Origin of the sequence: Azovibrio sp. (assembly GCF_049658005.1) — a bacterium.
Taxonomy (GTDB): Bacteria; Pseudomonadota; Gammaproteobacteria; order Burkholderiales; family Rhodocyclaceae; genus Azovibrio.
On the sequence record NZ_JBASOH010000120.1, the window covers coordinates 1 to 18,784 of the forward strand.

An 18,784-nucleotide genomic window follows, 5' to 3' on the forward strand; every position below is an offset into this window, starting at 1 on the left:
GTTCGCCTCACCCGAGCCAGACCCGGCCATGCAGACCTGGTGGCTGGCCGTGCAGCAAGATGCTGTGGTATGGCGGCGAGACAATGAGCGGCTAGAGTTTGCTGCGCGCCCCTGGCAGACCTGACCCCCAGAAAGCACAACGCCCAGCGGAACGAATCGGGTGGGCGCAGTGATCAGCGGTATGGGAAGAGCTGACCTTGTGGCATGCCACCGCTTATGTGGGTTTTGGGGGGCAGGTGATTTTTTTCGAAGCGGCTACTGGAGCAACAACTGGGGCAACAACAGGAGCAACAACAGGAGCAACAACAGGAGCAACAACCGATAGAGATCCTTGAACATCAGGATGGTGTCGCGCACCTTCTGACTCTGGCGTTCTTTCTTTTCCGAGAGGCTCTCGATGAAGCCGGTACGCGGGTAAAAGTTCAGCACCGCCTCCTGATTGACCGCATCAACCGTGGGCAGTCGCACTGCAAACGGGGCGGTGGAGACGATGCTGCAGATCAACGGCGTCGCTGAGCGTTTCAACCGAACGTTAAAGGAACAGGCCATCCACGGCCGCGTGTTCAAGAATGTCGAGGCGGTCCGCGCCGCGGTCACTGAGTTCAAGGATCGTTACAATCGCCACTGGCGCCTCGAAAAACCGGGCTTCATGTCACCCCTCGAAGCCCGTCAGGCTCATGCCATTGGAAAGGTAGCCTGAGTTGCAAAACCGTGTCCAGGCAATCCGAGCCGGCACACACTAACTGACCACCGGGCGGGTGATGAGGAGTCTCGTGGGATACATCAGATTCCCTTGACGGAGTATTCCATCAAAGGTATATCGAACATATGAATTGGGTTGTCGAATACACCGATGAGTTCGGTGACTGCTGGAGCACGCTGTCCGAGGCCGAACAGGAGTCGCTGGCAGCCTCAGTGCAGCTACTCGAAGAACGTGGACCGAATTTGGGTTTCCCGCATAGCAGCGGAATCAACGGTTCCAAGCACAGCCACATGCGTGAGCTCAGGACGCAACACGAGGGTCGCCCTTATCGGACGCTTTATGCCTTTGACCCTCGCCGCCGTGCGATTTTGCTGATCGGTGGCGACAAGACTGGAGATGACCGCTGGTACGACGTCAATGTGCCGGTGGCGGACCGACTCTACGACGAACATCTGGAACAACTTCGAAAGGAAGGGCTGATCAATGGCTAAAAAATTCGCTGATCTGCGCGCTCAAATGTCACCTGGATCGCGCGCTCGGGCCGAAGCCAAGGCGCAGGCCATGCTGGCAGAAATGCCGCTCAACGAACTGCGTCAGGCGCGTGGGCTGTCGCAGAAGATGCTGGCCGAGGTGCTGCACGTTCAGCAGCCCTCCATTGCCAAGATCGAAAAACGTACGGATATGTACCTCTCCACGCTGCGCAGCCACATTGAGGCGATGGGCGGTGAGCTGGAAGTGGTGGCGCGCTTTCCCGACGGTGTGGTGAAGATTTCCAACTTTTCCGAATTGGGCAAAGCCACGCCGGCTTGAACCAGGCCCAGAAAGCACAACGCCCAGCGGAACGAATCGGGTGGGCGCAGTGATCAGCGGTATGGGAAGAGCTGACCTTGTGGCATGCCACCGCTTATGTGGGTTTGGGGGTCGGCGTGCAAATATTTTCGGTCACCAGGACTCCGGCTTGCGCAACGCCGAATGAGGAATGTGCTCGGGCAACTGGGCATTTCTCAGATACACGGGACTCAGCGGTTTGGACCAATGGGCATGCCGCGACAGGTCGGTCGAGATCCGGCGGTGATCATCACCAGGAATCGGTGCAACCAGCCCCAAACGAATCTCGGGATGATGCCGCCGCACCGTTGCCAGCGCAGCTTCCAGGTCCGTGTCGTTGCTGCACACAACGGCCTGGTCGCAGGCACCAGTCCAGGCACCCGCGATCAAATCCGCCGCGAGGTTGACGTCGGTTTTCTTTTCATTGAAGTCGTACACCTGCACCATCTGCAGGTCGGGCGCTTCGGCAATCGGTTTGACCAGTCGCTGAAATGGCGTCGTGGCAATGATCTTGCCTTCGATGATGGTGATCTGCGTCGGGTACATCTTGCGCAGTGCCTGCAGGTAGCGTCGTTGGCGTTGGGGTGTCTCCTGGTCATCGCACATCCGGCCCAGCACCGGCGCCGTGTAGTAGCGGACTTCGACCAGATCAGCCTCGGGATCAAGGACGTGGTCGCGAAAGAGGGCGAACAAATCCAGCTACTTGAGCGTGGTTTTTCTCAGCAACCCGTAGTACAGGTTGTAGCCATCGACGTAGACAACAGTCCGCAAAAATGCATCTCCAGAAAAGACAAAGCCGCCCGAAGGCGGCCTGTCGCCCCAAGAGCATCTGGCCAAACCAGACGGTCAAAGGGTGAGTCGTGAAAAAATCATACACCAACTTTGCGGTTGTGGACTACTTCACCCTGGAACGGAAGATTGCGACTCAAACTCCAGACCACGACGACGCACTCGCCCATGGCTGTCGCGCCCATAGCCATGGTACCGAGCCCGCACCCCAAGTGCGGCGATGAGGATGCCTTTGCCTTCCTCCCTGGACATGGCCTTGCCGCTCCAGCCCAAGCGTGTTTTAGACTCGCCCGATATTGAAGTCGGGATGACTGCGGATCATGGCGCAGGCTTGTCCCGTCAGTTCCCGGACGGCTGGGGCGGGGGGCGGGAGGATTTGATCAAACGGCCATGGCCGGGCTGCAGCGGCCGGGCGTTGGCGGGATAGAGCCGCGCCAGGATGGCTTCTTGTTCCGCCGAGATCTGCACCGGCTGCTGCAGCACCACCCAGATCACTCCCTCGGTGCAGGGAGGGGTGGTCAGGGAGCCCATGTAGGTGTGATAACCGCGTTGCTCCGGCAGCAGGCGGTTCAGGTCGATGGTCGCGTCAGGCGGCGCCACTTTCAGGTGTTTTTCCAGCGGCAGATAGTTCCAGAGCGTCTGGATCAGGGGATGGGCCTCGCCCTGTTCAAACAGTACGGCCACCACCAGTAGCTCGCCATCATTGGCGCGATGCACCAGATGCGCGCCCATGTCGAAGCCTCGTCCCTCGATCTTTTCCTCGGCCGGATGATGAAAATGCAGGTTTTGCAGCTCGTAATACTTGCCCAGCAAGCTCAGACGGTTGCCCCCGACCTGGACCTCGATGCCATGGCCGTTGTCCTGAATCACGAACAAGGAGGGCTGGTATTCAAAGTGCACCGGCTCCAGGTCGACGACGATGCCGTCACGGATGTCGATGGGCGACTGGCGCCGCCCTTCCCGGCAACTCATGGAGTCCGCGCGCACCTCGGCCCAGTGCTCCGGACCGCCCGGACCTTCATAGGCCCAGGTGGCGGGAGGGGGCGGCAATGACTTGGCGGAGGCGGCAGAAGCTCCCGTGCGGCGGGATGGGGCCGGTTTTTTCGGTGCCGGCGCCCGGCCACTCCTTCCTGCCGCCCCCCGCGCAGGGGAGTTGGCAGGGGAGTTGGCCTGGCGCTGCAGCATGGCCTCGTTGGCGGCATGCAGGGCGGCGGCCGCCGCACCGGCCTTGTCGGCGAGGCGCATGGCCTCACCCCGGATGCCGGGCGGGCGGCAAAGCTCGCGCAAGGTCCGGTCATCGAGCGTGCCGCTCCGCACCGGCATGGCGGACGAGGCGCGCACCTCTTCTTCGCGCAGCACTTCTTCATTCTGGCGGATGAAGCTGCGCTTCAGGGTCTGAGCGGTGCGCCGCTTGCAATCAAAAAGGGTGGTGGTCTGAATCGATTTGTAAGGTTCGCCACTGCGCAGGTCCAGGATTTCCTTGTCGAGCACCATGCGCGCCGTAGCCCGCACTTTGCCGTCCGCTTCGCGCTGGATGCTCGCCGTATCCACCTCGATCGAACGTCCTTTGTCGGTAGCAATCAGGCGCCAGGTGCCGGAAGCCTGGGCCAGGCCCGCCCCCAGGAGGAAACAGAGGAAAAGGAGGGCAGGCAGGGGACGATTCGTTTTCATCGGGAACAAAACTCCAGGGACAAGCTCGGTTTTTCGGCACCAGCGGACAATACCTGATGCCCCGGCAGGTTGTCATGATTGCCTTTGGCGCTGCTTTCCAGTAACTTCGGCCCCTTCGTTAGGGGTGCGAAGTTCCGCCATTTTCGCTGAGAAAAACCCTTTGAACCTGTACGGATCATGCCGGCGTAGGGAAACGAAGCGGTTCAACCGAACTTCCTCCCTCCTTGCCCGTCTCATCCAGCTTGCCGCCCGACCTTCCCGCAAGGAACACCATGAACGCCAAAGAACAATTCACCGCCGCCACCGCCCAGGTCGACGGCGCCGCCATCCAGCCCCTACCCAATTCCCGCAAGATTCATGTGCAGGGTTCCCGGCCGGACATCCGCGTGCCGATGCGCGAAGTCCGTCAGGACGATACCCCGACCGGCTTTGGCGGCGAAAAGAATCCGCCGATCTATGTCTATGACTGCTCCGGCCCCTATACCGACCCGGATGCCCGGATCGACATCCGCTTTGGCCTGCCGCCTTTGCGCCAGGGCTGGATCGAGGCGCGGGGCGACACCGAGGTGCTCGCCGAGCTTTCGAGCGCCTTCGGCCGCGCGCGCCTGGAAAAAGCCGCCGCCGACCCTGATCTCGACGAACTGCGCTTTCCCGGCTTAAGCCGCAAGCCCCGGCGCGCCAAGGCCGGCGCCAACGTCACGCAGATGCACTACGCCCGCCAGGGCATCATCACCCCGGAGATGGAGTTCGTGGCGATCCGGGAAAACCTGAACCGCCAGCAGTATCTGGAAAACCTGCGCAACAGCGGCCCGCTTGGCACGCAACTGGGCGAGAAGATGGTCAAGCTATTGAGCCGCCAGCATAAGGGCCAGGATTTCGGCGCCCGCATTCCGGCCGAGATCACGCCGGAATTCGTGCGCAGCGAGGTGGCGCGGGGCCGGGCGATCATCCCCTGCAACATCAATCACCCGGAGTCCGAGCCGATGATCATCGGCCGCAACTTTCTCGTCAAGATCAATGCCAACATCGGCAACTCGGCGCTTGGCTCTTCCATCGCCGAGGAAGTGGACAAGATGACCTGGGCGATCCGCTGGGGCGGCGACACGGTGATGGATCTCTCGACCGGCAAGAACATCCACGAGACGCGGGAATGGATCATCCGCAATAGTCCGGTGCCGATCGGCACGGTGCCGATCTATCAGGCCCTGGAAAAGGTGAATGGCAAGGCCGAGGAACTGACCTGGGACATCTTTCGTGACACCCTGATCGAACAGGCCGAGCAGGGCGTCGATTACTTCACCATCCACGCCGGGGTGCTGCTGCGCTACATCCCCATGACCGCGAACCGCATGACCGGCATCGTTTCCCGCGGCGGCTCGATCATGGCCAAGTGGTGCCTCGCGCATCACGAGGAAAGCTTTCTCTACACCCACTTCGAGGACATCTGCGAGATCATGAAGGCTTATGACGTGGCCTTCAGCCTTGGCGACGGCCTGCGTCCGGGTTCGATCTACGATGCCAACGACGAAGCCCAACTGGGCGAACTGAAGACGCTCGGCGAACTCACCGAAATCGCCTGGAAGCACGACGTCCAGACCATCATCGAAGGGCCGGGCCACGTCCCCATGCATCTCATCAAGGAGAACATGGACCTGCAGCTCGAATACTGCAAGGAAGCCCCGTTCTACACGCTCGGGCCGCTCACCACCGACATCGCGCCGGGCTACGATCACATCACGAGCGGCATCGGCGCCGCCCTGATCGGCTGGTACGGCACCGCCATGCTCTGCTACGTGACGCCCAAGGAGCATCTGGGCCTGCCGGACAAGAACGATGTCAAGGAAGGCATCATCACTTATAAGCTCGCCGCCCACGCCGCCGACCTGGCCAAGGGCCACCCCGGCGCACAGATCCGCGACAATGCGCTTTCCAAGGCGCGCTACGAGTTTCGCTGGGACGACCAGTTCAACCTCGGCCTCGACCCGGACAAGGCGCGCGAATTCCACGACGAGACCCTGCCCAAGGAATCGGCCAAGGTGGCGCACTTCTGCTCGATGTGCGGCCCGCACTTCTGCTCGATGAAGATCACCCAGGACGTGCGCGAGTTTGCGGCGCAGCAAGGCATCGCCGAAGCCGAGGCCCTGGAAAAGGGGATGGCGGAAAAGGCGGTGGAATTCGTAAAAACAGGGGCGGAGATTTATCGCAAGGTGTGAGCCCATGAACCCGCAACCGGAACAGGCCTGTCGCCCCCATTGCGCGGCCTGTTGCATCGCGCCTTCCATATCCTCCCTCAACAAACCTGCGGGGGTGGCCTGCCTGCATCTGGCTCCGGACCTGCGCTGCTTGCGCTTTCATCACCCCGACCGCCCCGCCTGCTGTTCCGGCCTGCAGCCCTCCCGGGAGATGTGCGGCGACAGCCGGGAACAGGCCATGGTCTGGCTGGCCGATCTGGAAAGGGCGACCCGGCCATCATGTTAGAATCGCCCCCCGCCCTTTTCTGCCGGCTTCGCGTGCCTGCCTCATGGACTTCATCCTTCTCCTCAAAGCCCTGATCCTCGGCATCGTCGAAGGATTGACGGAATTCCTGCCGGTTTCTTCCACCGGCCACCTGATCATCGTCGGCAGCCTGCTCGATTACACGGATGAGCAAAGCAAGGTGTTCAAGATCGTCATCCAGCTCGGAGCGATCCTGGCGGTCTGCTGGGATTTCCGGGCGCGGATCGGCAAGGTGCTGGGCGGCCTTTGCCGTGATCCGGGGCAACAGCACTTCGCCACCTTGCTGATCGTCGGTTTTCTGCCCGCCGCGGTATTGGGCGTGCTGTTTCACGGCGCCATCAAGACCTACCTGTTCAACCCCCTCACGGTGGCCATGGCCCTGATCGGCGGCGGCCTGCTGATTCTCTACATCGAAAAGCGCGCCGCCTTCCCCCGCATCGAGGCAGTCGACGCGATGCGCTGGCAGGATGCCCTCAAGGTCGGGCTGGCCCAGTCGGTCGCCATGTTCCCCGGTGTTTCCCGCTCCGGCGCCACCATCATGGGGGGCATGGTGTTCGGCCTGTCGCGCCAGGCCGCCACCGAGTTTTCCTTCTTTCTCGCCATTCCCACCATGTTCGCCGCCACGTTTTACGATGTCGCCAGGAACTGGAAGCTGTTGCACCTGGCCGATCTGCCGGTCTTCGCGGTGGGCTTCGTGGCCGCTTTCGTGGCGGCCATGCTCACCGTCAAAGCCTTGCTGCGCTTCGTTTCCAGCCACACCTTCGTCGGCTTTGCCTGGTACCGGATCGTCTTTGGCGTGCTGGTGCTGATCAGCGCCTGGACAGGAGCCGTGCAATGGACGGTTTGATCCAATGGACGGTTTGATCCTCTACCTGCACGGCTTCCGTTCCTCGCCGCTGTCCTGGAAAGTCCAGGCCTTGCGGCAGGCCATGGCTGAGCGGGGTCGGGCTGAGCGTCTGCTGGCCCCGGCCCTGCCTCCGGCTCCGGCCCAGGCCATGATCCTGCTGGAATCCCTGATCTGCCAGAGCGACGGCCCGATCACCCTGGTCGGCAGCTCCCTGGGCGGCTGGTACGCGACCTGGCTGGCGGAAAAATACGATCTCGAGGCGGTGCTGATCAATCCGGCGGTGGTGAGCGAACTGGACCTGAGCTCGTTCATGGGGCCCCAGGCCAGCTTGCACGACGACAGCGTCTTCGAATTCACCCCGGCCCATGCCGGGCAGTTGCTGGCGCTCGACATTCCCAGGCCGGATCCGGCCCGCTACCTGCTGTTGCTGGAAACCGGCGACAGGGTGCTGGATTACCGCCTGGCCGCCAACCGGTATGCCGGTTGCAAGCAGGTGATCCTCGCTGGCGGCGACCACAGCTTCACCCAATTTCCTCGCTTCATTCCGCAAATCCTTGAATTCGCCGGTTTATAATCCGGCGATGAACGTACTATTTGAAGAAGACGGCGGTTTCAGGGCCGGCAGCATTTTTGCGGATGGCGACACCTCCTTGCAGGTGGAAATGCCCTCCGGTAAGCGCAGCAAGATCAAGGCGGCCCAGGTGCTGCTGCGTTTTGCCAGCCCGGCCCCGGCCCAGATCCTGGAGCAGGCCGGGGCGCTCGCCACCGAGATGGAGGCGGAATTTCTCTGGGAAGTGGCCGGCGATACGGAATTTTCCTTTCTCGACCTGGCGCGCGACTATTTCGGCCACGAACCCACGGCGCCGGAAGCGGTGTCGCTCCTCCTCGCCCTTTATGCCGCGCCGATCTACTTTCATCGCAAGGGTAAGGGGCGCTTCAAGAAAGCGCCGGCCGACATGCTCCAGGCGGCCCTCGCCGGTCTCGAAAAAAAACGCCAGCAGGCGCTCGCGATCGAAGCCTGGGTCGAGGCGCTCAAGGCCGGGCAACTGCCCGCCGAAATCGCGCCCTACACGGATGCCCTGCTGGAAAAGCCGGATCGCAACCGGCCCGAGGTCAAGGCTTTCGAGACCGCCTGCGCCGAACTGGGCTGCAGCGCAGCACAACTCCTGCTCAAGACCGGCGCCCTGAAATCGCCTTATGAGGTGCATCTGCGCCGCTTCTTGCTCGAGCAGTTTCCCAAGGGCACCGGCTTTCCCGCCGTGGAAACGCCGCCCTGGCCGGATGACCTGCCCCAGGCCGGGGTGCGCGCCTTTTCCATCGACGATGCGGCCACCACCGAGGTGGATGATGCCCTGTCCGTCACCCGCCTGCCGGGCGTGGGCTGGCGCATCGGCATCCACATCGCCGCTCCGGGCCTGGCGATTGCCCAGGGTAGTCCCCTCGATGCCATCGCCCGGGCGAGGCTCTCCACGGTCTACATGCCCGGCGACAAGATCACCATGCTGCCCGATGCCGTGGTGCGCGCCTACACCCTCGAAGGCGGGCGGGACTGCCCGGCGCTGTCCCTGTACCTGACGGTGGACGACAACCTGGAAATCCTGGCGCACGAATCCCGCGCCGAGCAGGTGCACATCGCCGCCAACCTGCGCCACCACGAAGTCGAGCCCTGGTTCAATGCCGGGACCGTCGCTGGCCCCTTGCCGGACGAGCCCTTCAAGGACGAACTGCTGCTGCTCTGGCGCTTTGCCAATGCCTGCGAGAGCCGGCGCGGCAAGCCTTCCGCCGCCCAGGGCTTCAACGACTACAACTTCAGCATCACGGGCGACCTGGCCGATCCGGACAACTGCCGGGTCGAGATCAGCGAAAGGAAGCGCGGCAGTCCGCTCGACAAGCTGGTGGCGGAACTGATGATCGTCGCCAATTCGACCTGGGGCGGCCTCTTGGCGGAACGGGGCATCGCCTGCCTGTATCGGGCCCAGAGCGGCGGCAAGGCGCGCCTGAGCACCCAGCCCCAGCCGCACGAGGGCCTGGGCGTGCCCCAGTATGCCTGGATGACCTCCCCCTTGCGCCGCTATTGCGACCTGGTGAACCAGTGGCAGCTGGCCGCCTGCCTCACCGGCCAGACGCCGCCCTTCGCGCAGCGCTCGGCGGAGCTGTTTGCCGCCATGCGCGACTTCGAACTGACCTATGCTGCCTATGCCGAATTCCAGCGCAATATGGAACGCTACTGGTGCCTGCGCTGGCTGGTGCAGGAAAAACTGCAGCAGAGCGGGGCCACGGTGCGCCGGGACGAACTGGTGAAATTCGACCATCTGCCGCTGATGACCCGGGTCCAGGGCCTGCCGGAGCTGGCCCCCGGGCGCCGCCTGACCCTGCAGATCGACGACATCGACCCGCTGGGCCTGGAAGTGCGCTGCCATCTGCTCGAAGTGCTCCCGGAACGGGAAGCCGTGCCCGAACCGGCGGAGGCGGAGGAGGGGGAGGCAACGGCAGAGGCTCAGGACTGACCCATGTCGAAACGGCCCGCCTTCCTCGCCCAACTCTTCCCCCTGGGCTCCCCTCTGAGCTCCCCCTTGAGCCTTGCCCTGGCCGTCTCCTTCTTGCTGCACGGCCTGCTGCTTTCCCTGTACTTCACCTTCCCCGGGGCCTCGCAGAAGCGGCAGGACAAGACCCTGGACGTGATCCTGGTCAACAGCCGCAGCGCCAGCAAGCCCAGCACCGCCCAGGCCCTGGCCCAGGCGAATCTGGATGGGGGCGGCAATACCGATGCGGACCGGCGCGCCGCCACGCCCCTGCCGCCGACCCGGAAAACCCGCTCCGGCGAGCAGCTCGAACAGATGCAGCGCCGCGTCCAGGAACTGGAAAACCGGCAGCGGGAACTGCTGGCCAAGGCCAGCCAGGCCAGGACCCAGCCGCAGGAAAAAGCGGACGAGCCACTGCCCAAGCCGGCGCCCAGCACGGGTTTCGACCTGGCCGAAGCGGCCCGGGCCATGGCGCGCATGGAAGGCGAGATCAACAAGAACACCGAGGAATACAACAAGCGGCCGCGCAAGAAGTTCATCGGCGCCCGTACCAGCGAATACCGTTTCGCCCAGTACATTGAAGACTGGCGCCAGAAGGTCGAGCGGGTCGGCACCCTCAATTATCCGGAAGCGGCCCGGGGCAAGCTCTATGGCACCCTGATCCTGACGGTCACCCTCGACAAGAACGGGGAAGTGCTGTTCATCAGCATCGACAAGTCCTCCGGGCACAAACTTCTGGATGATGCCGCCCGGCGCATCGTCCAGATGGCCAGCCCCTACGCTCCCTTTCCCCCCGCCATCAGCCAGGATACCGATCAACTCGCGATCAGCCGGGCCTGGACCTTCACCCGCAGCGACAGCCTCGAAACAAAGTAAGCCGCCAGGGCCAGGTGGCGAGAGTAAAATCGCAGGTTCCGCTCACCCCGCACGACGCCCCATGACTTCCCTCTACGCCGTTTTTGGCAACCCCATCGCGCACTCGCTGAGCCCCCGTATCCACCGCGCCTTTGCCGAGCAGACCGGCGCGGATCTTCGCTACGAGGCAAGGCTTGCGCCGCTGGATGGCTTTGCCGCCGCCCTCGGCCAGTTCATCGCGGAAGGCGGGCAAGGCGCCAATGTCACCCTGCCCTTCAAGGAGACCGCCTTTCGCCTTTGCGACACCTTGAGCCCCCGGGCGCGGCGGGCGAAGGCGGTGAATACCCTGGGCCTGGACCGGGGCGGCATCGCCGGCGACAACACCGACGGGGCCGGGCTGGTGCGGGACATCGAAGCGAACCTCGCTTATCCCCTGGCCGGGCGCCGCATCCTGCTCTTGGGCGCCGGCGGCGCCGCCCGGGGCGTCCTCCTGCCCCTGCTCGAAGGCCGGCCCGCCTGCCTTCACCTTGCCAACCGCAGCCCGGCCAAGGCCGAGGCCCTGGCGGCCGAATTCGCCCAGGAGGCGCCGCTGCCGCTCCTGGGGAGCGGCTTCGAGGCGCTCGCCGGCCGGAGCTTCGATCTCGTCATCAATGCCACTTCCGCCAGCCTGGGGGGGGAAGCCCTGCCTCTGCCCGCAGGGTTGTTTGCCCCCGGCGCCCTGGCCTACGACATGATGTATGGCAAGGGCGAGACGCCTTTCCTCGCCCAGGCCCGGCAAGGCGGCGCCGCCCGGTGCGCCGACGGCCTGGGGATGCTGGTCGAGCAGGCGGCGGAAGCCTTTTCGATCTGGCGCGGCATCCGCCCGGCAACCGCGCCCCTGCTTGCCCAATTGCGGTCCGAATTGCGGGCCGGGCCATCGCCCGCCGCGCAGCCCTGAGGCGGTTCAACCTTGCCGCGTCCCATGCCCCGTCCCATGCCCCGTCCCTTTACTCACCCCCTTGCGGCCCTCAAATGGGGGCTGCTGATCCTGATCGGGCTCTTCCTCCTGACGCAGCTCTGGTTTCTGGGCTGGGTGCTGTGGTGGAAGTGGGTGCCGCCGCAGGAAACCCACTTCATGAGCCTGCGCCTTGCGGAACTGCGGCAGAAACAGCCGGATGCCCGGCTCAAATACCAGTGGGTGCCCTATGCGCGCATCTCTCCCCACTTGAAGCGGGCCATCATCGCCGCCGAGGACGCCCACTTCGTCGATCATGAAGGCTTCGACTGGGAAGGCATCCAGAAAGCCCTGGAAAAGAACCAGAAAAGGGGCCGCTTCGTGGCCGGCGGCTCGACCATCTCCCAGCAACTGGCCAAGAACCTGTTCCTCAGCCCGACCAGGTCCATGCTGCGAAAGGGCGAGGAAGCCCTGATCACCCTGATGATCGAGACGCTGTGGGACAAGCAGCGGATCTTCGAGGTCTATCTCAACGTGATCGAGTGGGGCGACGGCGTGTTCGGCGCCGAGGCCGCGGCGCGCCACTACCATGGCATCAGCGCCGCCCAGTTGAATGCCTTTCAGGCCGCCAGGCTCGCGGCGATGGTGCCCAATCCCCGCTTTTACGACCGCAACCGCAACGCTCCGGGCCTGGCCAGAAAAACCGCCATCATCCTGGCCCGCATGGGCGGGGCGGAAATGCCCTGAAACGGCCCTGAAAAAAATCAGCTGATGCTAGAATCCGCTACCTTTTTGCACTGCACCATGAGCCCGCCATGATCGACGACAATCTCTCGGAAGTAGATGAAGTGAAAGATTATCTGGCGCAAGTGCAGACCTTGCTGGCCAAGCACCGGCTGGTCGGCGAAATGGTGCGGCGCCAGGAAATGCCCCGCCATGAGCTGATTGAAGGCATGGTGCAAAAGCAGCACATTTCCGAACTGAAACAGCTGTTCGCCCGCCTGCCCCTCGTGACCGTCGCGCTGATTCTCAGCGCCCTTTCCGAAGAAGAGCGGCTGGTAGCCTGGAAGGAAGTCGAGGAAGAACACCAGGACGACATTCTGGAACTGCTCTCCGACGAAATCCGCGAGGCGCTGGTGGATGACGGGCATCGGCCCAGCAAGCGGGTCATGGTCAATGCCTTCGACCTGCACAACGGTCGCCTGCGCCAGGTCGTGGTGCAGCGCCCCTCCGATTTCGCCAATATCAAGCCGATCTGGGTGGACCTGGTGGCGCCGACCCCCCGGGTGCGGGAATGGGTGGGCAAGCAGTTCGGCATCGAACTCCCCGACCCGGCCAACCTGACCGACCTGGAAGCCAGTGCGCGCTTCTACATCGAAGACGACGATGAACTGCACCTGCACTCGGACTTTCTGCTCGACATGGCGGGCGAGTCGCGCAATGTGGCGGTGGCCTTCATCCTCAAAAACGACATCCTGTTTTCGGTGCGCTCCGAGGAACTCCCGGTCTTCCGTCTCCAGCGCCACCGGGCCCGCACCCACTCGGGCTATGTCGCCGATGCCAAGGACGTGCTGCTCGACCTGTACGCCGCCGATGCCGAATATTCCGCCGATGCCCTGGAAGACATTTATGCCTCCCTGGAAGCGGTCACCAAGCATGTGCTCAGTACCCACCCGACCGACGAAGAGGCCGGGCTGATCCTGGCCGACATCGCCAAACAGGAAGACATCAACGGGCGCATCCGCCGCAATGTGCTCGATACCCGGCGCGCCGTTTCCTTCCTGATGCGCGGCAAGTTCCTTTCCCCGGCCCAGCAGGAAGATGCCCGCCAGATCATGCGCGACATCGAATCCCTGGACGGCCACACCTCGTTCTTGTTCGGCAAGATCAACTTCCTGATGGATGCGGTGGTCGGTTTCATCAACATCAACCAGAATCAGCGCGTGTCGAAACTGACCAAACTCAGTATCGTCTTCATGCCCATCAACATCGTCGCCGGCATCGGCGGCATGTCCGAATTCTCGATGATGACGTCCGGCGTGCCCTGGCCGATCGCCTACGGGGCCCTCACCATCGGCATGGGCATCGTCGGCTGGCTGACTTATCTGGCCCTGTGCCAGGGTGAACGGCGCGAAGCGCGCAGCAAACTCGCCGCCGCCAACGCCAGGGCCCAGAACCGGGCCTGATCTCCCGGACCTTGCCCCTGGCCTCCCCCGGCGCCGCCTGCCGGCCGCCGGGGGAGTACACTTTTCTCCCTGAATTTTCCCTTCGCCCCCATGAAACCCAGCATCCGCCAGAAACTCGAACAACTCGCCTTCCGCCTCGACGAGGTGGATGCCCTGCTCTCCAGCGAGGATGCGGCCCGGGACATGGACCTGTTTCGCAAGATTTCCCGGGAGCGGGCCGAGATCGAGCCGGTCGTGCAGCTCTATGCCACCTACCGGCAGGCGGAAACCGATCGGGAGCAGGCCGGGGAGATGCTGGCCGACCCGGATCTGCGCGAGCTGGCGGAAGAGGAAATGGCCGCCGCCCAGGCCCGCATCCCGGACCTGGAACTGGAACTGCAAAAACTGCTGCTGCCCAGGGACCCCAATGACGAGCGCAACATCCTGCTGGAAATCCGCGCCGGCACCGGCGGCGACGAATCGGCCCTGTTCGCCGGCGAGCTGTTGCGCATGTACAGCCGCTATGCCGAGCGCCAGGGCTGGCAGGTGGAGGTGCTGTCGGCGAGCGAATCGGAACTGGGCGGCTACAAGGAAGTGATCTGCCGGGTGCTGGGCAACGGCGCCTATTCGCGGCTCAAGTTCGAATCCGGGGCGCACCGGGTACAGCGCGTGCCGGAAACCGAGACCCAGGGCCGCATCCACACCTCGGCCTGCACGGTGGCGGTGCTGCCCGAGGCGGACGAGGTGGAGGATGTGCAGCTCAACCCCGCCGAGCTGCGCATCGACACCTTCCGGGCCTCCGGCGCCGGCGGCCAGCACATCAACAAGACCGACTCGGCGGTGCGGGTCACGCATCTGCCCACCGGCATCGTCGCCGAATGCCAGGATGGCCGCTCCCAGCACGCCAACAAAGCCTCGGCCCTGAAGGTGCTGGCGGCGCGCATCAAGGACGTGCAGGTGCGCGAACAGCAGGCCAGGGAAGCCGCGACGCGCAAGAGCCTGGTGGGCAGCGGCGACCGCTCCGAGCGCATCCGCACCTACAACTTTCCCCAGGGCCGGGTCACCGACCACCGCATCAACCTGACCCTCTACAAGCTCGCCGCCATCCTGGACGGGGACCTGGACGAGCTCATCGCCGCCCTCACCGCCGAGTACCAGATGGAACAACTGGCCGCCCTCTCCGGCGACGCATGAGGCTGGATCACTGGCTCCAGGCCGCGCGGCGGCGCATCGACACGATCGATGCCCGCCTGCTGCTGCAGCAGGTCACCGGCCTGTCCCGCACCGACCTCATCACCCGCCCGGAAACCTTGCTGACGCCGGCCCAGGAGGAAGGCCTGGAAAGCCTGGTGGCGCGCCGCGCCGCCGGGGAGCCGCTCGCCTATCTGCTCGGGGAGGCAGGCTTTCGCGGCCGCCGCTTTCAGGTTTCCCCGGCCGTGCTGGTGCCCCGCCCCGAAACCGAGGCGCTGGTGGACCTGGCCCTGGCCAAGCTGGCGGAACTTGCGCAAGACAAACCCCGGGTGCTGGATCTGGGGACCGGCAGCGGCGCCATTTCCATCTGCCTGGCCCTGGAGTGCCCGGTCGCCCAGGTCAGCGCCGTCGATGTCTCCCCCGCCGCCCTGGCCGTGGCCCGTGCCAATGGCGAGGCCAATGGGGCCCGGGTGTGCTGGCACGAAAGCGACTGGTTTGCCGCCCTGGGTGAGGCACGCTTTCATCTGATCGTCTCCAACCCGCCCTACATCCACGCCGAAGACGCTCACCTGGCCGGTGACGGCCTGCGCTTCGAGCCGCGCCTGGCCCTCACCGACGAGGCCGACGGCCTGGCCTGCATCCGTCGCATCGTGGCGGACGCCCCGAGCCATCTGGAACCCGGCGGCTGGCTGCTGTTCGAGCATGGTTGGGACCAGGGCGAAGATTCCCGGAACTTGTTGACCGCGGCCGGGTTCAAAGCCGTGCAAACCTGGCAGGACCTGGCCGGACACGACCGGATCAGCGCCGGCCAGTGGCTCGCCTGATTCACAATCCCCCAATCACACCCCCCAATCACCCGGAGAAATCAATGTCCCGCGATGTACAAAAGGAAGTCCACGATCTGGTGACCCAGAACCCGGTGGTGCTCTACATGAAGGGCACCCCCCAGTTTCCCCAGTGCGGCTTTTCCGCCACTGCCGCCGACATCCTGAAGCGCTGCGGCGTCAAGGACTTTGTCGCCGTGAACATCCTGCAAGATGACGAGATCCGTCTCGCCATCAAGGAATACGCCAACTGGCCCACCATTCCCCAGCTCTACATCAAGGGCGAATTCATCGGCGGCTGCGACATCATGCGCGAGATGTACCAGGAGGGCGAACTGCAGAAGCTGCTGGAAGGCATTGCCGCCTGAGTGGTGACAACGTCGGCAAAGCCGGGGCATCCCGGCTTTGCCGGAATCCTTTATCATGGCGCCTCCCGTCTTTTCACTGGCCTGTCCATGCTCCGCAAGACCGCTCCCTTGTTGTTGCTTGTCCCCTTGCTCCTTGCCGCCTGCGGTGAAGTGGAAGATACCCGCCCCGGCAAGCCCGTGGCCACCCGCCAGCAGGATTTCAAGGCCATCCTGCGTAGCTTCGAGCCCATGGGAGTTCAACTGCGGGAAAAGCGTTACACACCCGACACCTTCCTGAAGCTGGCCCGGGAACTGGACCGGATCAAGGCGGCCCCCTGGTCCCATTTCGGCCCCGACACCCACTATCCTCCCACCAGGGCCACGGCAAAAGTCTGGCAGGAGCCGGAGCGCTTCGCTGCCGACCAGGAAACCTTCCTCGCGGCGGTGAGCCAGTTGCGGGCCGCCGCCGAAAGCCGCGAAGAAGCCAGGGTGGGGCCGGCCTATCAGGCCGTGCAGGACAGCTGCCGCAGCTGCCACAAGCGGTTCAAGAAGTAAGCCCCAAGAAAAAACCCCAAGAAAAAACCCTCACAGCCAGCCGGATTTCCGGAAGCGGTAGTGGAGCAGGCCGCAGGTGCTGGCGATCAGGCCCAGGGCGGCCGGATAGCCCCAGGGCCACTCCAGTTCCGGCATGTGCTTGAAGTTCATGCCCCAGATGCCGGCAAAAGCCGTGGCGGTGGCAAAGATGCTGGCCCAGGCCGCAAGGCGCTTGGTCACTTCGCCATCCTCGATGGTGACCAGCGAAAGACTCGCCTGGATGGCCATGCCGACGGTGTCGCGCAGATTATCCAGGGCGCTGTTGATGCGGATCAGATGGTCGTGCACATCGCGGAAATAATCCTGGCAGGAAATGCAGAGGGGCGGTACCCGGCCGCCGTGCAGTTTGCCGGCCACCTCCATCAAGGGGGACACCGCATGCTTCAGGATCATGATCCGGTGTTTGATGCTATACAACTGCTCGATATTGTCCCGGGGTTGGGCCCCCTTGGCGAAAATGCGTTCCTCGACCGTTTCCAGCTCCGTTTCCAGGCTGTCGATCAGGGGAAAATAGCGGTCCACCACGGCATCCATCAAGGCATAGAAGACAAAACCCGACCCGAGTTGCAACAACTGCGGCTCCCGTTCGCAGCGGGCCCGCACCCCGAGGAAAGCCTGCCGGCTGCGGTTGCGTACCGTGAGGATGTAGTTCTGCCCGACAAAGACATTGACCTCGCCCAGTTCATAGTCCTCCTCGCCCGGCTCCAGCAGGTGCATGACGGCAAACAGGGTATCCCGGTACTCCTCCAGCTTGGGGCGCTGGTGGCCGTGGAGGGCGTCCTCCACCGCCAGGGGCGGCAGATCGAATTCTTCTTGCATTTGCAGCAATTCTTCCGGCGTGGCATCGCGCAGCGCCACCCAGACGAAACAGTCGGGGCGGGCTACATGATCGCTGATGGCCGCCACCGGAATGTCGAGCAGTTTGGTGCCGTGCTGGTAAACCGAGCAATTGATCAGCATGTAAATATCCCGTAAACGTCAGCGGCAATTTTAACGCGGCAAAGAAGAATCCCCGGCCGGAAAAGCATTGTCACAAATATGAGGTTGAAGCCGGGGCGCCCAGCCCATAAGCTACCCGCCTCTCTTACGCGGCTACCCTTCATGGAACTCCTGTTCACCCCGGAACTCATCGTTGCCTTTCTCACGCTCACCGCCCTGGAGCTGGTGCTGGGGATCGACAACATCATCTTCATTTCCATCCTGGTCGACAAGCTGCCGCCGCAAAGGCGCAACTTCGCCCGCAAGCTGGGGCTGTTCCTGGCGATGTTCCTGCGCCTCGCCCTGCTCGCCGTCCTCTCCTGGCTGGCGGGCCTGACCACCCCCCTCTTTGAACTCTTTGGCCACGGCATCTCCTGGCGCGACCTGATCCTGATCGCCGGCGGCCTGTTCCTGGTCTGGAAGAGCACCGGGGAAATCCACCAGTTGCTCGAAGGAGCGGAGGGTGAGGCTTCTGCGGCGGTGCCGGCCAATTTCATGGCGGTCATCGTGCAGATCCTCGTCATCGACCTGGTGTTCTCCCTGGACTCCATCATCACCGCGATCGGCATGGTCAATAACCTGCCGGTGATGATGGCCGCGGTGGTGGCATCCGTGGCCCTGATGATGGCGGCCTCCGGCCCCATCGCCGCCTTCGTTTCCGAACACCCCACGGTGAAGATGCTGGCCCTGTCCTTCCTGATGGTGGTGGGCGTGGTGCTGATTGCCGACGGCTTCGGCCACCATGTGCCCAAGGGTTACATCTACTCGGCCATGGCCTTCTCTGTCATCGTGGAAATGCTCAACATCCGCCTGCGCAAGAAAGCCCTCAAACCGGTGGCGCTGCACGAGCCTTATGTCGCCGCAGAAACCCCCCGGGGCGAGGAGGCCTGAGCCGCACACCCGGCCCGGCGCCGTTGCCGGCCCCGTCGGCGGGTAACGAGCCGGGTAACGGGCCGGGTAACGGGCCAGGTAACGGGCCAGGTAACGGGCCAGGTAACGGGCCGAGTAACGGGCCGAGTAACGGGCCAGGTCACGGCCTT

21 protein-coding genes and 1 riboswitch are annotated in these 18,784 nt (G+C 63.8%); of the genes, 17 read left to right on the plus strand and 4 right to left on the minus strand.

Annotated features, from left to right (window positions below):
- Positions 1 to 255 precede the first annotated feature (255 nt).
- On the minus strand, positions 256 to 504 hold the full coding sequence (locus WBH99_RS11275) for a hypothetical protein (protein WP_424220189.1): 249 nt from the start codon (positions 502 to 504) through the stop codon (positions 256 to 258).
- Here WBH99_RS11275 and WBH99_RS11280 point away from each other — a divergent pair.
- From WBH99_RS11280 to WBH99_RS11290, 3 genes are all read left to right on the plus strand, one after another.
- On the plus strand, positions 491 to 700 hold the full coding sequence (locus WBH99_RS11280) for an integrase core domain-containing protein (protein ID WP_424220190.1): 210 nt from the start codon (positions 491 to 493) through the stop codon (positions 698 to 700). The two genes, WBH99_RS11275 and WBH99_RS11280, sit on opposite strands and share 14 nt — an antisense overlap.
- 128 nt (positions 701 to 828) lie before the next feature.
- Positions 829 to 1,194 carry a type II toxin-antitoxin system RelE/ParE family toxin gene (locus WBH99_RS11285; RefSeq protein WP_424220191.1) on the plus strand — a complete coding sequence of 122 codons (366 nt, stop codon included), beginning with the start codon at positions 829 to 831 and terminating at the stop codon, positions 1,192 to 1,194.
- Positions 1,187 to 1,513: an XRE family transcriptional regulator gene (locus WBH99_RS11290; protein ID WP_424220192.1), complete on the plus strand. Its 327-nt coding sequence runs from the start codon at positions 1,187 to 1,189 to the stop codon at positions 1,511 to 1,513. Before WBH99_RS11285 ends, WBH99_RS11290 begins: the two co-directional genes overlap by 8 nt.
- Before the next feature lie 132 nt (positions 1,514 to 1,645).
- Here the strand turns inward: WBH99_RS11290 and WBH99_RS11295 are convergent, their stop codons facing one another.
- Complete coding sequence (locus WBH99_RS11295; RefSeq protein WP_424220193.1) at positions 1,646 to 2,224, minus strand: NYN domain-containing protein; 579 nt, start codon at positions 2,222 to 2,224, stop codon at positions 1,646 to 1,648.
- 435 nt (positions 2,225 to 2,659) lie between these two features.
- Positions 2,660 to 3,991, minus strand: coding sequence for a carbonic anhydrase (locus tag WBH99_RS11300; RefSeq protein WP_424220194.1), 1,332 nt, complete (start codon positions 3,989 to 3,991; stop codon positions 2,660 to 2,662).
- Positions 3,992 to 4,101: 110 nt separating this feature from the next.
- A riboswitch (TPP riboswitch) is annotated at positions 4,102 to 4,200 on the plus strand.
- A 63-nt stretch (positions 4,201 to 4,263) separates the two neighbouring features.
- Between WBH99_RS11300 and thiC the strand changes: the two genes are divergently transcribed.
- From thiC to WBH99_RS11365, 13 genes are all read left to right on the plus strand, one after another.
- Positions 4,264 to 6,204, plus strand: coding sequence for a phosphomethylpyrimidine synthase ThiC (gene thiC, locus WBH99_RS11305; protein WP_424220195.1), 1,941 nt, complete (start codon positions 4,264 to 4,266; stop codon positions 6,202 to 6,204).
- A gap of 4 nt (positions 6,205 to 6,208) precedes the next feature.
- Complete coding sequence (locus WBH99_RS11310; protein ID WP_424220196.1) at positions 6,209 to 6,469, plus strand: YkgJ family cysteine cluster protein; 261 nt, start codon at positions 6,209 to 6,211, stop codon at positions 6,467 to 6,469.
- A 43-nt stretch (positions 6,470 to 6,512) separates the two neighbouring features.
- Positions 6,513 to 7,334, plus strand: coding sequence for an undecaprenyl-diphosphate phosphatase (locus WBH99_RS11315; RefSeq protein ID WP_424220197.1), 822 nt, complete (start codon positions 6,513 to 6,515; stop codon positions 7,332 to 7,334).
- A gap of 4 nt (positions 7,335 to 7,338) precedes the next feature.
- Positions 7,339 to 7,908, plus strand: a complete 570-nt coding sequence (locus WBH99_RS11320; RefSeq protein WP_424220198.1) for a YqiA/YcfP family alpha/beta fold hydrolase — start codon at positions 7,339 to 7,341, stop codon at positions 7,906 to 7,908.
- A 7-nt stretch (positions 7,909 to 7,915) separates the two neighbouring features.
- The gene (locus tag WBH99_RS11325; RefSeq protein ID WP_424220199.1) at positions 7,916 to 9,841 is read left to right on the plus strand and encodes a ribonuclease catalytic domain-containing protein; all 1,926 of its coding nucleotides are present in this window, start codon (positions 7,916 to 7,918) and stop codon (positions 9,839 to 9,841) included.
- A gap of 3 nt (positions 9,842 to 9,844) precedes the next feature.
- Entirely contained in the window at positions 9,845 to 10,732 is an 888-nt protein-coding gene (locus tag WBH99_RS11330) for an energy transducer TonB (RefSeq protein WP_424220200.1), read from the plus strand.
- Positions 10,733 to 10,793: 61 nt separating this feature from the next.
- Positions 10,794 to 11,648 (plus strand): shikimate dehydrogenase, encoded by an 855-nt coding sequence (aroE, locus tag WBH99_RS11335; protein WP_424220201.1) that lies wholly within the window; start codon positions 10,794 to 10,796, stop codon positions 11,646 to 11,648.
- Positions 11,649 to 11,672: 24 nt separating this feature from the next.
- A complete protein-coding gene (mtgA, locus tag WBH99_RS11340) occupies positions 11,673 to 12,392 on the plus strand; it encodes a monofunctional biosynthetic peptidoglycan transglycosylase (protein ID WP_424220202.1) in 720 nt (239 codons plus the stop codon).
- Positions 12,393 to 12,460: 68 nt separating this feature from the next.
- Positions 12,461 to 13,831 (plus strand): CorA family divalent cation transporter, encoded by a 1,371-nt coding sequence (locus WBH99_RS11345; protein WP_424220203.1) that lies wholly within the window; start codon positions 12,461 to 12,463, stop codon positions 13,829 to 13,831.
- Positions 13,832 to 13,921: 90 nt separating this feature from the next.
- Positions 13,922 to 15,004 carry a peptide chain release factor 1 gene (prfA, locus tag WBH99_RS11350; protein WP_424220204.1) on the plus strand — a complete coding sequence of 361 codons (1,083 nt, stop codon included), beginning with the start codon at positions 13,922 to 13,924 and terminating at the stop codon, positions 15,002 to 15,004.
- Complete coding sequence (gene prmC, locus WBH99_RS11355) at positions 15,001 to 15,825, plus strand: peptide chain release factor N(5)-glutamine methyltransferase (RefSeq protein WP_424220205.1); 825 nt, start codon at positions 15,001 to 15,003, stop codon at positions 15,823 to 15,825. Before prfA ends, prmC begins: the two co-directional genes overlap by 4 nt.
- Positions 15,826 to 15,869: 44 nt before the next feature.
- On the plus strand, positions 15,870 to 16,193 hold the full coding sequence (gene grxD, locus WBH99_RS11360; protein ID WP_424220206.1) for a Grx4 family monothiol glutaredoxin: 324 nt from the start codon (positions 15,870 to 15,872) through the stop codon (positions 16,191 to 16,193).
- An 87-nt stretch (positions 16,194 to 16,280) separates the two neighbouring features.
- Positions 16,281 to 16,727: a c-type cytochrome gene (locus WBH99_RS11365; protein ID WP_424220207.1), complete on the plus strand. Its 447-nt coding sequence runs from the start codon at positions 16,281 to 16,283 to the stop codon at positions 16,725 to 16,727.
- Between the two features lie 30 nt (positions 16,728 to 16,757).
- Here WBH99_RS11365 and corA read toward each other — a convergent pair whose 3' ends face one another.
- The gene (gene corA / locus WBH99_RS11370) at positions 16,758 to 17,726 is read right to left on the minus strand and encodes a magnesium/cobalt transporter CorA (protein WP_424220208.1); all 969 of its coding nucleotides are present in this window, start codon (positions 17,724 to 17,726) and stop codon (positions 16,758 to 16,760) included.
- Positions 17,727 to 17,867: 141 nt separating this feature from the next.
- On the opposite strand from corA, the gene WBH99_RS11375 reads away from it, so the two are divergent.
- On the plus strand, positions 17,868 to 18,635 hold the full coding sequence (locus WBH99_RS11375; RefSeq protein WP_424220210.1) for a TerC family protein: 768 nt from the start codon (positions 17,868 to 17,870) through the stop codon (positions 18,633 to 18,635).
- Positions 18,636 to 18,784: the final 149 nt, after the last annotated feature.